Annotated in this window: 15 protein-coding genes; 9 read left to right on the top strand and 6 right to left on the bottom strand. The window is 71.7% G+C overall.

Features of this window, described 5'->3' with window-relative positions; translation table 11 throughout:
* The first annotated feature begins 1 nt into the window (after nt 1).
* The gene (locus ACOOE8_RS10350; RefSeq protein WP_420391399.1) at nt 2-889 is read left to right on the top strand and encodes a DMT family transporter; all 888 of its coding nucleotides are present in this window, start codon (nt 2-4) and stop codon (nt 887-889) included.
* 4 nt (nt 890-893) lie between these two features.
* Nucleotides 894-1,661 (top strand): FkbM family methyltransferase, encoded by a 768-nt coding sequence (locus tag ACOOE8_RS10355; protein ID WP_420391400.1) that lies wholly within the window; start codon nt 894-896, stop codon nt 1,659-1,661.
* Here ACOOE8_RS10355 and ACOOE8_RS10360 read toward each other — a convergent pair.
* A complete protein-coding gene (locus ACOOE8_RS10360) occupies nt 1,619-2,437 on the bottom strand; it encodes a TrmH family RNA methyltransferase (RefSeq protein WP_420391401.1) in 819 nt (272 codons plus the stop codon). The genes ACOOE8_RS10355 and ACOOE8_RS10360 overlap by 43 nt on opposite strands.
* Nucleotides 2,425-3,282 (bottom strand): class I SAM-dependent methyltransferase, encoded by an 858-nt coding sequence (locus ACOOE8_RS10365; RefSeq protein ID WP_420391402.1) that lies wholly within the window; start codon nt 3,280-3,282, stop codon nt 2,425-2,427. Before ACOOE8_RS10365 ends, ACOOE8_RS10360 begins: the two co-directional genes overlap by 13 nt.
* A 132-nt stretch (nt 3,283-3,414) precedes the next feature.
* On the opposite strand from ACOOE8_RS10365, the gene ACOOE8_RS10370 reads away from it, so the two are divergent.
* From ACOOE8_RS10370 to egtD, 7 genes are all read left to right on the top strand, one after another.
* Complete coding sequence (locus ACOOE8_RS10370) at nt 3,415-4,122, top strand: CoxG family protein (RefSeq protein WP_420391403.1); 708 nt, start codon at nt 3,415-3,417, stop codon at nt 4,120-4,122.
* Between the two features lie 20 nt (nt 4,123-4,142).
* Nucleotides 4,143-4,679 carry a prolyl-tRNA synthetase associated domain-containing protein gene (locus ACOOE8_RS10375; RefSeq protein ID WP_420391404.1) on the top strand — a complete coding sequence of 179 codons (537 nt, stop codon included), beginning with the start codon at nt 4,143-4,145 and terminating at the stop codon, nt 4,677-4,679.
* 121 nt (nt 4,680-4,800) lie between these two features.
* Entirely contained in the window at nt 4,801-5,742 is a 942-nt protein-coding gene (gene trxA / locus ACOOE8_RS10380; protein WP_420391405.1) for a thioredoxin, read from the top strand.
* Between the two features lie 24 nt (nt 5,743-5,766).
* Nucleotides 5,767-6,444: an LON peptidase substrate-binding domain-containing protein gene (locus tag ACOOE8_RS10385; protein ID WP_420391406.1), complete on the top strand. Its 678-nt coding sequence runs from the start codon at nt 5,767-5,769 to the stop codon at nt 6,442-6,444.
* Nucleotides 6,445-6,472: 28 nt separating this feature from the next.
* Complete coding sequence (locus tag ACOOE8_RS10390) at nt 6,473-6,655, top strand: Trm112 family protein (protein WP_420391407.1); 183 nt, start codon at nt 6,473-6,475, stop codon at nt 6,653-6,655.
* Nucleotides 6,656-6,720: 65 nt separating this feature from the next.
* Nucleotides 6,721-7,986, top strand: a complete 1,266-nt coding sequence (gene egtB, locus ACOOE8_RS10395) for an ergothioneine biosynthesis protein EgtB (RefSeq protein WP_420391408.1) — start codon at nt 6,721-6,723, stop codon at nt 7,984-7,986.
* On the top strand, nt 7,986-8,930 hold the full coding sequence (egtD, locus tag ACOOE8_RS10400) for an L-histidine N(alpha)-methyltransferase (protein WP_420391409.1): 945 nt from the start codon (nt 7,986-7,988) through the stop codon (nt 8,928-8,930). The genes egtB and egtD overlap by 1 nt, the downstream gene beginning before the upstream one ends.
* A gap of 589 nt (nt 8,931-9,519) precedes the next feature.
* Here the strand turns inward: egtD and ACOOE8_RS10405 are convergent.
* The 4 genes from ACOOE8_RS10405 to pheS all read right to left on the bottom strand — a co-directional run bounded on the left by ACOOE8_RS10405 (nt 9,520) and on the right by pheS (nt 14,140).
* The gene (locus ACOOE8_RS10405) at nt 9,520-9,810 is read right to left on the bottom strand and encodes a YggT family protein (RefSeq protein ID WP_420391410.1); all 291 of its coding nucleotides are present in this window, start codon (nt 9,808-9,810) and stop codon (nt 9,520-9,522) included.
* 91 nt (nt 9,811-9,901) lie between these two features.
* Entirely contained in the window at nt 9,902-12,304 is a 2,403-nt protein-coding gene (gene pheT, locus ACOOE8_RS10410) for a phenylalanine--tRNA ligase subunit beta (RefSeq protein ID WP_420391411.1), read from the bottom strand.
* 121 nt (nt 12,305-12,425) lie between these two features.
* Nucleotides 12,426-13,037, bottom strand: a complete 612-nt coding sequence (locus ACOOE8_RS10415) for a DUF922 domain-containing protein (protein WP_420391412.1) — start codon at nt 13,035-13,037, stop codon at nt 12,426-12,428.
* Nucleotides 13,034-14,140, bottom strand: a complete 1,107-nt coding sequence (gene pheS, locus ACOOE8_RS10420; RefSeq protein WP_420391413.1) for a phenylalanine--tRNA ligase subunit alpha — start codon at nt 14,138-14,140, stop codon at nt 13,034-13,036. The genes ACOOE8_RS10415 and pheS overlap by 4 nt, the downstream gene beginning before the upstream one ends.
* Between the last annotated feature and the right edge of the window lie 147 nt (nt 14,141-14,287).

A 14,287-nucleotide genomic window follows, 5' to 3' on the forward strand; every position in this document is an offset into this window, starting at 1 on the left:
GGTGGAGAGGCTGCTGCCCCTCTTGCCGGCGATCTTCGTCCTCCTGTGGTCGACGGGGTTCGTTGGCGCGCGCTACGCGATGCCCTACGCCGAGCCCTTCACGTTCCTGTCGATGCGGTACGCCCTTGCCATCGCGATCCTTGCCGCCGTCGTCTTGCTCGTGCGCGCTCCGCTGCCGGCGTGGCGTCCGGCGGGGCACGCCCTCGTGGTGGGTGTCCTCATCCATGGCGTCTACCTCGGCGGCGTGTTCGTCGCCGTCGACGCCGGGCTCAACGCCGGGATCGCCGCCCTCGTCGTCAGCCTGCAGCCGATCTTGACGACGCTGCTCGCGGCCGCGCTGCTCGGCGAGCCCGCGACGCCGCGGGTGTTCGCCGGCCTCGGCCTCGGACTCGCCGGCGTCGCGCTCGTCGTCGCGCCCAAGCTCGGCACGGGCGGCGGCATCGTGCCGTGGACGCTGGTACCGGTGGCGACCTCGGCGGTGGCGATCTCCGTCGGCTCGGTTTGGCAGAAGCGCTTCGTCGGTGGGGTCGACCTACGCGCCGGCACGATGCTGCAGTACTGTGGGGCGCTCGTGCCGACGGCGGTCGCGGCCTGGGCGCTCGAGACGAGGCAGGTCCAGTGGACCGGCGAGCTCATGTTCGCGCTCGCCTGGTTCGTCGTGGTGCTGTCGATCCTCGCGGTGCTCCTCATGCTGTTCCTCATCCGCGAGGGGGCGGTGTCACGCGTTGCCTCGCTGCTCTACCTCGTCCCGGGATTGACGGCGGTGATGGCATGGTTGATGTTCCGCGAGACCTTGTCGGCGATCCAGCTCGCCGGGCTTGCGCTCGCCTGCGTCGGGGTCGCTGCGGCAACCCGCCAGCGCGCCGTGCCTGCCGTCCCGAAGGTGTGATCCTGTGAGGTCGGCACGAGCTTGGGCGGGCGTCCTGCGCAGCGCGTGGATCTACCACGGCGACGGGGCGCACCTTCGAGGCCTCGCCCAGATGCTGCGGCCGATGGTGCGGCCGGGCGACCTCGCGTTCGACGTCGGCGCCCACGTCGGCGACCGCACGCGCGTGCTGGCCGCGCTCGGAGCCCGCGTCGTGGCGGTGGAGCCGCAGCCGCGGCTCGCGCGCTTCCTGCGCCTCGCCTTCCGCCGCCAGCCCCGTGTGACGGTGGTCGAGGCGGCGGTCGGCGCGCGGCCCGGCACGCTGCCGCTCAACGTCAACACGCGCAACCCGACGGTGTCGACGGCGTCCAAGGCGCTGGTGGCAGCCGCGCCACGGCAGGCGGCTTGGCGCCGCGAGGTGTGGGACGAGGTCGTCACGGTCCCGGTCACGACGCTCGATGCGCTGATTGCCGAGCACGGCAAGCCGCGCTTCCTCAAGGTGGACGTCGAGGGGATGGAGGACGCCGTGCTCGAGGGCCTCTCCACGCCGGTCCCGGCGCTGTCCTTCGAGTTCACAACGCTGCAGCGCGACGTCGCTTCCGCCGCGCTCGCGAGGGCCGAGGCGCTCGGCCATCGCCGCTACAACCTGTCGCTTGGCGAGAGCCACACCATGCGCTTCTCGGCGGAGGTCGGTGCGGGCCGGATCGCTCGGGCGCTGGCCGACCTGCCCGACGAGGCGAACTCCGGCGACGTCTACGCCTTCGCTCCGGCGAGGAGCGGCCTGCGCAGCTCGTAAAGTGCCAGCGCGGTGGCCACGGCGAGGTTGTAGCTGTCGGCGCGGCCGGCCATGGGGATGCGCACCAAGCTCGTGCACGCGGCGGCGAGGCGGTCGCTGAGCCCGGACTGCTCGGTGCCCATGACGAGGAGCTGGGGCTCTCGCGGTTCGAGGTCTCGCACGTCGAGCGACGCGGCAAGGTGGGTGCCCACGACGGCGCCGTCGAACCGGGCGGCGTACGCCTCGAAGCCTGCTGCGTCCGTCCGCGCGAGGGGGACGTGGAAGATCGAGCCCATGGTGGCCCGCACCGCCTCGACGCCGAACGGGTCGGCGGACGCGCCGACGAGGACGACGCCCGCCGCGCCGATCGCATCGGCGGTGCGCACGATGGTCCCAACGTTGCCCGGGTCACGCGGCTCCTCGAGGACGACGATGGTACCGGGCCTGAGCGCCGAGGGCAGCACCACGCGCTGCTCGAAGACGCCCAGCACGGTCTGCGGGTTGTCGCGGCGGGCGAGCTTCTCCATCACCATGGCGTTCGCGAACACGACGTCGGCGCCGGCCGCCCGGACCCGCGCGGCGAGGTCGGCCACCGGGCCGTCGCCGGGCTCCAGCGCCACGATCATCGTCGGCGGCCAGCCGGCGGCGAGGGCGTCGAGCACCAGCTTGTGCCCCTCGGCGAGGAACAGCCCGCTCTCGGCTCGCGCCTTGCGCTGGTGCAGCGCCCGCACCGCCTTGACGACGGGGTTCGCCGTGGAGGTGACGCGCTTGACGCTGCCCGCCCTCACGGCTGCCATAGGGCGTACATGGAGGTGGGGAGAAGGCGCCCGGAAGCCTCGCGCAACGCGAGCTCGCCGGCCTCGACCTTGCCGCCATGGGCGGCGAGCGCCTCCTGCGCGAGGCGGCCCACCGCGAGGGCCGAGGCGCGGATCGCGTAGGCGGTCAGGATGACGAAGCGGCCGTCCGACGCAAGGAGGCGCGCGACGTCGGCCATCAGCGCGGGGAGGTCGGTGAAGAGGTTCCAGACCTCGTTCTTGGGTCCGCGGCCGAACTTCGGCGGGTCGAGGAGGATGCCGTGGTAGCGCCGCTCGCGGCGCACCTCGCGGGCGGCGAACTTCTGCGCGTCGTCGCAGATCCAGCGGATCGGCGCGTCGTCGAGCCCCGACGCGGCCTGGTTCTCGCGCCCCCACGCGATCGCCTTCTTGGAGGCGTCGACGTGGGTGACGCGTGCGCCGGCCGCGGCGAGGATCAACGAGGCCGCACCGGTGTAGCCGAAGAGGTTGAGCACCTCCGCCCCGTCCGTCGCGCCAAGGAGGTCGCACGCCCGCTCCCAGTGCGGCCGCTGCTCGGGGAAGAGGCCGGGATGGTGGTTGTTGCCGAGCCGGCAGACCATGCGGGCTGGGCCGACGGGGACGGTGAAGGTGCGGCCGGGGTCGCTCCAGCGGCCGGCGCCGTCCTCCTCGTCCCCCTCGAAGCGTGCGTCTGCGGCCTCCCATGCCGCGGGGTCGGACGGACGCCACATCGCCTGCGGCTCGGGTCGTACCAGGCGCACGCCGCCGAAGTCCTCGAGCTTGCGACCGTCGCCGGTGTCGAGGAGGCGGTAGCCGTCCGAGGGCTCGGCGACGAGGACGGAGAGGTTCAACGCCGCGGCCGTCGAAGGCTGTTGTCGGCCGCGCCCGGAACCGGCAATGTCCCGCCGCCCGGGCACGCCGTCGCTGCGCTGCCAAGGGTCCCGCGCGGCGGCAGTGCCGGCGCCAGCCTCGGAGTGTTCTTCATGCAAATGTCAGGCGAACATCGCATCCCCGCCCCGCGCAGCGTGGTCTGGGAGGCGTTGCACGACCCGGAGATCCTGAAGGACTGCATCAAGGGCTGCCAGCGGCTGGAGAAGAAGAGCGATCACGAACTCGAGGCGACCGTCCAGGCCAAGGTGGGACCCGTCAAGGCGACCTTCGAGGCCGAGGTGGAGATCGTCGATCCCGTGGCCCCTGAGCGTTACACGCTGAGGGGCGAGGGGAAGGGCGGCGTCGCGGGGTTCGCCAAGGGACAGGCCGAGGTGTTCCTCGCCGAGGACGGGACGGACACGATCCTGACCTACAACACCGACGTGAAGGTCGGCGGCAAGCTCGCCCAGCTCGGCTCGCGCCTCGTGGACACCACGGCGAAGAAGTACGCGGCTGAGTTCTTCCAGACGCTGTCGGACAAGCTGTCCGGCCCGGCGCCGGCGGGCGAGGAGCCCATGGGCCTCGACCCCGTCGGCGAGGGCACGCCGGTCGCCGCTGCGACGGGGCGCGTGGAGCCGAGCGCGGCGGCGAGCGAGGTGGACGAGGCGGCCCACACGGCGACTGTCGGCGCGCCGCGCCCTGAGGACCGCGCCGGGGCCGACCTCGAGGTCGCCGCCGGCAAGCGCGTCTGGGGAGGGCCCTGGTTCTGGGGCATCCTCGCCTTCGCGGCGGCCCTTTTGGTCCTCATCGCCTTGCAGTGAGGGCCCGCCAGGCCGGTGCGGTGAGCGAGGAGGCCGCAGCAGCGCGTGCGCCGCGCGGCTTCGATCGGCTGGCGCGCGCCTACGCCGCCCTCGGCATCGACCCGCCGGTCGTCAGCCACGCGCCAGCCCACACCGTCGAGGAGGCGGCGGCGCTGCGCGGGGCCATTGCCGGGCTCCACACGAAGAACCTGTTCCTGAAGGACAAGGGGGGTGCGCACTACCTCGTCACCGCGCCCGAGGGCGCGGCGATCGACCTCAGGCGCCTCCACGCCGCCATCGGTGCCAGAGGTCGCGTCAGCTTCGCGTCGGCCGAGGCGATGGCCGAGCTCCTCGGCGTGACGCCGGGCTCGGTCACGCCGCTCGCGCTCCTCAACGACGACGAGCGCCGCGTCTTGTGCATCTTCGATCCGGCGCTCGCCGAGGCCGAAGCGATCAACGTGCACCCGCTTGTCAACACGGCAACGACGACCCTGCCGAGGGCGGCGCTGTTTGCGATCCTGACCGACAGCGGTCATCCCCCGAGCATCGTCGCGCTGCCCGAGCCGCCGCCTCGTTAGTGGATCATCGGACCCTGCCTGCGGTTCGCGGCAACGCTGCGGCCCCCGAGGCACAGACGATTGTCTTGTCGGCAGGAGCCCCCATGTTCCACCAGCGTACGAAGAGCGAAGGCAGGACGGCATGAGCACCCTTCTGGGTCCGAGCGGACGGGCGATCAGTTCGACGCCGAGCGCGCCACCGCAGCGCGACGCGGCAGCAGGCGACGTCGTCGAGACCACCACCCAGACCTTCGTGCAGGACGTCCTCGAGCCCTCGCGCGAGGTGGCCGTCCTCGTCGACTTCTGGGCGCCGTGGTGCGGGCCGTGCAAGCAGCTCGCCCCCGTGCTCGAGAAGGTGGTGCGCGCCTTCCAGGGCGCCGCGCGGCTCGTCAAGATGAACATCGACGAGCATCCCGAGATCGCCGGACAGCTCGGCATCCGCTCGATCCCTGCGGTCATCGCGTTCCGTCAGGGGCAGCCCATGGACGGCTTCGTCGGGGTACAGACGGAGGCGCAGATGCGCACGTTCCTCGAGCGCGTCGCGGGGCCTGCCACGGACGGCGTCGACGACCTCCTCGCCGAGGCCGAGGCGGCGCATCAGTCCGGCGAGTTCGACCGGGCTTTGATGCTTTACAGCGACGCCCTCCAGCGCGATCCGGAGAGCTCCGCGGCGATCGCCGGGCTCGGCATGGTCTCGCTGTCGGCCGGCAACCTCGACGCCGCCAAGGACATCCTGGCTCAGATCCCCGACACCATGCGGCGCGAGGCCCCCATTGAGGGCCTCGAGGCGGCGGTGCGGCTCGCCGAGAAGGCGGGCGCGGTCGGGGGCCCGGGCGAGCTGAGGTCCCGTGTTGAGGCGGACCCGGACGACCACCAGGCGCGCTTCGACCTCGCGGTGGCCCTCGCGGGGGCCGGGGACCGCGAGGGCGCGGTGGCTGCGCTCGTTGAGATCCTGCGGCGCGACCGGGCATGGAACGACGGCGCCGCGCAGGCGGAGCTCATGGGCTTCTTCGACGCCTGGGGCCCGAAGGACCCGGCCACCGTCGCCGGTCGGCGCAAGATGGCTTCCATCCTGTTCGCCTGACCACCTGCGACTTGGAGGATGAGTATGCGCATCGGGAACGTCACCTACGAGACCGTCGCGGACGTCCCGTCCGTCGTGCCGGTGTTCCCGCTCTCCGGCGCGCTGCTCTTGCCGCGGGCGCACCTTCCGCTCAACATCTTCGAGCCGCGCTACGTCACGATGATCGACGACGTGATGGCGGGCGAGCGCGTCATCGGCATGGTGCAGCCGCGCTTCGATGGCGATGGCGAGGCCGACGATGAGGTGCCGGAGCTGTGCGCCGTCGGCGCGCTCGGGCGGGTCGTGTCCTACCAGGAGTCCGGCGACGGGCGTTACCTCATCCAGCTCGGCGGCGTCTGCCGCTTCCGCATCCTCGAGGAGCTGCGGTCCGGCACCCCCTACCGTCGTTGCCGCATCGACGCGCAGCCCTTCGCCGGCGACCTCGCGAGCTCGCGGAGCGACGGGGCGGTGGACCGTGACGCGCTGATCCGAGCGTTCCAGAGCTACCTCGATGCCAACGACCTCGAGGCGGACTGGAAGAGCGTACGCTCCGCCTCCAACGAGGCGCTCGTCAACACGCTCGCCATGATGAGTCCCTACGGCCCGGCGGAAAAGCAGGCGCTGCTCGAGGCGCCCGACCTTGCCTCGCGCGCGGCGACCCTTGTCGCCATCACCGAGATGGAGGTGGCGCGGCAGTCCGGCGACGAGCCGCGGCTCAACTAGGCGGCGGCAAACGCTGGAGGACTGAACGATGCCCGAAGAGCGGAAGGTCGACCCCAAGCTGCTCGAGCTCCTCGTGTGCCCGGTCACCAAGTCGTCGCTGCGCTACGACGCGGCGGCGAACGAGCTGATCTCGGACAAGGCGAAGCTCGCCTACCCGATCCGCGACGGGATCCCCATCATGATCCCGGACGAGGCCCGTGCGCTCAACTGAGGCGTGACCCAGCGGCTGCCGCGCGCGACGATTGCGGCGCTGCGACAGGAGTGGGGCAGATCGACATGGTTGAACCGAAGACCGCACCGGCGCCGAAGGGTGTCGCCGCCCTGTTCGCACGCACGCGGGCCCGCTCGTCCGTCCTTGCCTCGCGCCTGTCCCCCGAGGACATGGTCGTCCAGTCGATGCCGGACGCCTCGCCGGCGAAGTGGCACCTCGCCCATACGACATGGTTCTTCGAGACGTTCGTGCTCGCAGAGTTCGAGCCGCGCTTCCGGCTCTACGACGAGCGCTTCCCGCACTGCTTCAACTCGTACTACGTCCAGGCCGGCTCGCGGCACGCGCGCCCCATGCGTGGGCTCCTGACACGCCCGTCGGCGGACGAGGTGATGGCCTACAGGGCCGAGGTGGAGGGACGCGTGGCCGCGCTGCTCGAGGCGCCGGGGGCGCATCGCGACGAGATCCTGCGGCGCGTCGAGCTCGGCTGCCATCATGAGATGCAGCACCAGGAGCTCCTGCTCTACGACATCCTTCACGCCTTCTCGCTGAACCCGCTCGAGCCCGCCTACCTGCCACCGGTGCCCATCGCCATCGGGCCCAAAGGCGGCGAGACGGACTGGCACTCCTACGACGGCGGCATCAGGGCGATCGGCAGCGAAGGCGGCTTCCACTTCGACAACGAGGGGCCGCGGCACGAGGTGCTCGTCCACCCGTTCCGCATCGCCGGGCGGCTCACCACCGCCGGTGAGTGGGCTGAGTTCATCGACGACGGCGGCTACGCGACCGAAACGCTGTGGCTGTCGGACGGCTGGCAGACGCGCATGCGCGAGGGATGGACGGCGCCGATGTACTGGCGCTGGCAGGACGACGCTTGGTGGACCTTCTCGCTGCGAGGCCCGCAGCTCGTCGACCGCGACGCGCCGGTCTGCCACGTCTCGTTCTACGAGGCGGAGGCGTTCGCGCGCTGGGCCGGCAAGCGCCTGCCGTCCGAGGAGGAGTGGGAGGTCGCCTCCGCCGACGCCCTCGACGACGGGCACCACCTAGACGAGGGCTACCTGCGACCCCGGCCGACCAACGAACGTGCTGGGCTGCGGCAGATGATGGGCGAGGTCTGGCAGTGGACGCGCTCGGCCTACGGGCCCTACCCGAGCTACGCAGCGGTGCCGGGGGCGCTCGGCGAGTACAACGGCAAGTTCATGGTGAACCAGTACGTCCTGCGCGGGGCCTCGTTCGGCACCGCGCGCGACCACGCTCGGGTGACGTACCGCAACTTCTTCTACCCTGGGACGCGGTGGATGTTCGCCGGGCTGAGGCTCGCCGAGGACGCTTGATGGATCTTCCCACGGGCCTCCAGGGCTCGCGGCACGAGGCGTTCGCGCGCTCCGTGCTCATGACCCTCGCGCAGCCGCAGAAGAGCGTCGAGCCGCGCTGGCTCTACGACGCCGTCGGCGCCAAGCTGTTCGAGGCGGTCAGCCAGAGCGACCATTACTATCCGACGCGCACCGAGCTCGCCCTCCTCGACGAGGCTGCGGCCGAGATCGCCGATGCCCTCGGCGAGGGCGTCACCATCGTTGAGCCTGGCAGCGGCGAGGCGCTGAAGGTCCGCACGCTTCTGTCGGCGCTCGGGGCCCGGGCGCGCGGCTACGTCCCCATCGACATCGCGGCCGAGCAGCTCGAGCGCGTGGCGGCCGCCGTCGGCAAGGCGTACCCGCAGCTCGTGGTGACGCCTGTGGAAGCGGACTTCTTCCGACCCTTCACCATGCCGCGGGTGGACGGCCCGGTGGTGTTCTTTCCCGGGTCGACGATCGGCAACATGAGCGAGGCGGACGGTCGCGCCTTCCTCAGAAGCATCCTCGACAGCGCGGGCGCGGATCGCCTCCTCGTCGGGTTCGACCTTCTGAAGGACCCCGACGCGCTCCTCGCCGCCTACGACGACCCGGTCGGCATCTCCGCGGCGTTCGCCAAGAACGTGCTGCAGCGCATGAACCGCGAGCTCGGAGCGACGTTCGACCTGTCCCGCTGGGCCTACCGCGCCTCGTTCGACGCGCCGAGTTCCTCCATCGTCATGGAGCTCGTCGCCCAGGAGGACACGATGGTCGTCGTCGCCGGGCGGTCGTTCGCCATCCGGGGCGGCGAGACGATCCACACCGAGGACAGCCGCAAGTACACCGCGGAAAGCTTCGCCGGCTTCGCCCGCGGCGCCGGGCTTGCACCCTTGCGCACGTGGACGGACGCGGAGGACGCCTTTGCGGTCATGCTTCTGCAGCGCGCCTGAGCCTGCAGATCATTCTCCGGCCCAGAGCACGGGAACGGCGAGTGCGGCTGACACGCACCAGCGCAGCTCACGGGGCTGGTCCGTCCCGCGGCTTGACAATGGGAGAGGTGCGCGTTGACCTCGTCGGGCTTCGAGGTGGTGGCCGCGAGGTGGCGTAGCGACTCGAAGTTGCGAGCTCGCGCTGCATGCATCGGGCGCCGTCGGCCCGTTGCTCGCAGTGCTTGACGATCTGTCTGTAGATCATCTTTGGCAGGCCGCAACGTGGGTCGTCGGCGTTGCAGGCTGCGGTCGGATCGCTGGACGCGGTGACGGGCCAAATGGCAAGTACGAGCGCGGACGCGAGGCGCGCGGACCGACGACGTCGGGTCATGGCGAGGTCCTGAGCAAAACATCTGAAGTAAAAGTCTGCTTAGGATACGAGCACGGAACGTGCGCGCTGGCTGGGTGCTCGCCGTTAAACCTTCGTGAAGATGGCGCTCCGCCCGGTCATCAGCGTATGCGGTAGGTTCCTTCGGGCGAAATCGGCGTTACCGCCGACGCGCCCACCGGCGTAAACGTTTCTGCCGAGCGTCCGCCAGGTGTCAGCCGGTCAGCTGACCAACACGGCGTAGTTGTTGACGATCAGCCGCTCCAGGAAGAACAGGCCGAGGAGAAGCACCAGCGGCGACAGGTCGAGCCCGCCAAGGTCGGGCAGGACGCGGCGGATCGGGCGCAGCGCCGGCTCCGTCAGGCGGTAGAGGGTGCGGCCGATGACGTCGATCACCTGGTTGCGCGGGTTGACCACGTTGAAGGCGTAGAGCCAGGAGAAGATGGCGGAGGCGATCACGATCCACTTGTAGAGGCCGATGATCGTGAGGAAGAGCTCGATGATGGAGGCCATTGTCCGCCTTTGACGTTTCCCGGGTAGTTAGCGGCGCGGCCGCGCAGCGCAAGCGAGGCGGCATCGCGCACCGCCGGAGCGCTGGAGGAGGTCAGGCGCGCAATCGCGCGCCGGTGGCCTTCGCCACCGCCGAGACGATCGCCTCGGACACGGCGTCGATGTCGCGCTCGGTAAGCGTGCGCTGGGTGGGCTGCAGCGTCGCCTCCACGGCGACGGACTTGTGACCGTCCGGCACCCCGGCGCCGCGGTAGACGTCGAACACCGTCACGTCGGCGACGACGTCGCGGCGTGCGCTACGGGCGGCCCGGGTGATCGCCTTGGCGTCCGTCTCCTCGGTGACGACGAAGGCGAAGTCGCGCCGCACCGGCATCAGGTCGGAGGCGTCGAGCGCCGGCTTCTTGGTGGCCTTGCGCCGCGCCTCGGGTACCGCCTCGAGGGTCAGCTCGAACGCGACGACCCGCTCGGGGGCGTCCATCTCCGCGAGCAGCCCAGGGTGGAGCTCGCCGAAGTGGCCGAGGACGTTCGAGCCGAGCCGCAGCGTGCCGGAGCGGCCGGGATGGTAGTGCGCCGGCGCGTCGCGGGTGACCTCGGCGCGGTCGGCCGGACCGCCGATCGCCGCGAGCGCGGCGAGGAGGTCGGCCTTCGCGTCGAAGGCGTCGACGGCGCGTCCGTCGTGGGACCAGTGCCGTGCCCTCGCGGAGAGCCGGCGCCGCCCCTGGCGCACGCCGGCGGCCTGCGTCGTCTGGTCGGACGGCTCGTCGCCGGCGAACACCTGCCCCACCTCGAACAGCGCGAGGTCGCCGAAGCCGCGGTTCACGTTGCGCGTCACCGCGCGCACGAGGCCGGGCAGCAGGCTAGGCCGCATGTCGGACAGCGCCTCGGCGATCGGGTTGGCGAGCCGGAGCGACGGGTCGCCGCCGCCGAAGCGCACGGCGTCCTGGTGGCCGACGAAGGACCACGTCACCGCCTCCACCATGCCCTGCGCGGCGAGCGCGCGCCGCGCCGTGGCGACGCGCTGCTGCCGCGACGTCAGCACCTTCGGCGCCACCGCTGTGGCTCGGGGCAGGGGCGCCGGGGCCACGTCGTCGATGCCGACGATGCGCACGACCTCCTCGACGAGGTCCGCCTTGCCCTCCACGTCCGGCCGCCAGGACGGCGTCGCGACGCGCCAGGGCGAGGCGGAGGTGTCGACGGTGAAGCCGAGCTGCTCGAGGATCTCCGCCTGCCTCTCGGATGGCACGCCGACGCCGGACAGGCGGGCGACCTCCGTCGGCGGGAGCGCGATGGTCCGCGACCCGTCGGGGATCTCCCCAGCGAGGCGGATGGGGCCCGCGGTGCCGCCGCACAGCTCGAGGATCATCGACGTCGCACGCTCCAGGCCCGCCAGCGTGTCGGCGGGGTCGACGCCGCGCTCGAAGCGGTGGCGGGCGTCGGAGTTGATCGACAGCGCGCGACCCGTGCGCGCGATGTTGCCCGGGTCCCACAGCGCGGCCTCGACGAGGACGCGGCTGGTCGCCTCGGTGCAGCCCGACGCCTCGCCGCCCATGATGCCGGCGATGGACTCCACGCCGGTCGCGTCGGCGATCACGCACGCGCCGCCGTCGAGCGCGTAGGTGCGGCCGTCGAGCGCCTCCACCGTCTCGCCGTCCACGGCACGCCGCACGGTGAGGTCGCCCGACACGCGGTCGGCGTCGAACACGTGCAGCGGCCGGGCGGTGTCGTAGGTGACGTAGTTGGTGACGTCCACCAGGCGATTGATCGGACGCAGGCCGATGGCGATCAGCCGGCGTTGCAGCCAGTCCGGAGAGGGGCCGTTCGCGACGCCCTCGACGAGGCGCAGCGCGAAGGCGGGGCACAGGTCCGGCGCGTCGATGACGACCCGTGGCGCCTCGGGTCCGCGTGCGTCCACGGGCGTCCCGTCGAGGGGGCGCAGGCTGCCGAGGCCGGCGGCGGCGAGGTCCCGGGCGATCCCGCGCACGCCGAGGCAGTCCGGCCGGTTGGGGGTGACGGCGACGTCGATGACGGGATCGCCGAGCTCGGCCCATGCGGCGTACGGCGTGCCCACCGGCGCATCGGGGGCGAGGTCGACGATGCCCTCGTGCTCGTCCGACAGCCCCATCTCGCGTTCGGAAAGCATCATGCCGTGGGACTCGACCCCGCGGATCGTGCCGACGGCGAGGTCGACCGCGGTGCCCGGGATGTGTGTGCCGGGCGGCGCGAACACGCCGACGAGCCCGGCCCGGGCGTTCGGCGCCCCGCACACGACCTGGATGCCGTCGCCCGCGCCGAGGTCCACCTTGAGGACGCGCAGCCGGTCCGCGTTGGGGTGCGGCTCGGCGGTCAGGACACGGGCGATGACGAACGGCGCGAGCGCGGCCGCGCGGTCCTCGACCCCCTCGACCTCGAGGCCGATCGCGGTGAGCCGCTCGACGATCGCCTCGAGGGAGGCCTTGGTGTCGAGGTGATCCCTGAGCCAGGACGGGGTGAACTTCATGGTCGACCGGTGCGCTTCGGATCTGCGCCGGCCGACGACGGCGACGCGCCTCCTTCAACCACGGCCGGACCCCGCACGCCACCCTCGCCGCGGTTGCCGTCCTGCAACGCTCAGGCCGGGGTCACGCCGGGCCGAGCGTGTAGCCATTGCGGCGCAGGTATCGGCGGAAGCGGGGCTCGTCGGTGGCGTCGAACAGCTCCTGCTCCTCGCGCAGCCGCTGAAACAGGCCGGCGAAGTCGCGCGAGGCCTCCGCGTCGAGCTTCTGGCAGGTGGGCGCCGTGGATCGGCGGAACACGCCCTCCAACAACCGCGCGTACTTCTGGCTGATGCGGATGTGGCCGGCCTCGTGGATCGAGGCGTAGCGTGCCAGGACGTCCCACTTGCGCTGCAGGTCAGGGGACGCGCGGTTGCGGTCCCTCTGGCGCCACTCCGGCAAGATGACCTCGGCCCGTAGCCCGACGCGCCCGGTGCTGTTGTACCGGCAGCGTCCGGCCTCCTCGACCGGCTCGAAGGAGTGCAGGTAGTTGTACTCGACCGCCGCGAACGCGCGCGCCGGCGAGCCGGGGATGGGCGGCCCGTGCGCACTCGCCGAGCGCTGCAGTGAGTTCAACGAGTCCCCGGAGACCTCGTAGGTGGAGACGGATACCTCCGTCGGCGGCGCCGCGACGCAGCTCGCGAGTGCGAGCAGCCCGAAGGACGCAACGAGACGGGACAGTCCTCGCCCGAGCCTCATCGGGACAGGCCACCGGCGAGCGACGGACGGTCGAGCGGCGCGAAGCCGTAGTGCGTAAGCCAGCGCACGTCCGCCTCGAAGAGGTCGCGGAGGTCCGGCATGCCGTACTTCAGCATCGCGAGGCGGTCGATGCCCATGCCCCAGGCGAACCCCTGGTGGACGTCGGGGTCGAGCCCGCAGTTGGCCAGCACGTTGGGGTGGACCATGCCCGAGCCGAGGATCTCGAGCCAGTCGTCGCCGGCGCCGAGCTCGATGCCGGCGGAAGAGCGGCGGCAGCGGATGTCCACCTCGTAGGACGGCTCGGTGAACGGGAAGTAGGAGGGCCGGAAGCGCATGGCGGCGTCCTCCACCTCGAAGAAGGCACGGCAGAACTCGGTCAGCACCCACTTGAGGTGGCCGACGTGGCTGGTCTCGTCGACGACGAGGCCCTCGACCTGGTGGAACATCGGCGTGTGCGTCTGGTCCGAATCGCAGCGGTAGGTGCGGCCGGGCGCGATGATCCGGATGGGCGGCCGCTGCGCCAGCATCGTGCGGACCTGCACCGGCGAGGTGTGCGTGCGCAGGAGCCGGCGCGTCCCGTCCGCCCGCTCGGGCAGGAAGAACGTGTCGTGCATGTCCCGGGCGGGATGGCCCTCGGGGAAGTTCAGCTTGGTGAAGTTGAGGTCGTCGGTCTCGATGTCCGGTCCCTCGGCGATGGCGAAGCCGAGGTCGGCGAAGATCGCCGTCAGCTCGTCCCACACCTGGCTGATTGGATGGATGCGTCCCGACACGATGGGCGCAGGCTCGGTCTCCAGCGTGACGTCGACGCGCTCCTCGGCCAGCCGACGCTGCAACGCCTCGGCGACGAGGGCCTCGCGCCGTGCACCGACGGCGTCCGCGACGCGTGCCTTGAGGCCGTTCAGCGCCGGGCCCATCACGCGCCGCTCGTCCGCGCTCATAGCGCCGAGCGTCTTCATGCGTTCCGACACGGCGCCCCGCTTGCCGAGCGCTGCGACGCGCACCGCCTCGAGCGCCGCCTCGTCCGCCGCGGCGTCGATGGCAGCGAGGGTCTCGCGCTCGATCGCCGCAAGGTCTTCGGGGAGGGGAGCAGCGGGTGCGTCCATGAGCGGTCCCAACGTTTACCGGACTTTAGCAAGCCAGGCGCCAATCGGAAGGCCGACCGCGACCGCGCGTTGCCGCACCGACCTCGATCGCCGTGGAGCGTTGCCGTTCGGCGACAACCACCGGTGCGTCCCACGACGGCGCGCTTG

The sequence above is a fragment of the Acuticoccus sp. genome, from assembly GCF_965213555.1.
GTDB lineage: Bacteria > Pseudomonadota > Alphaproteobacteria > Rhizobiales > Amorphaceae > Acuticoccus.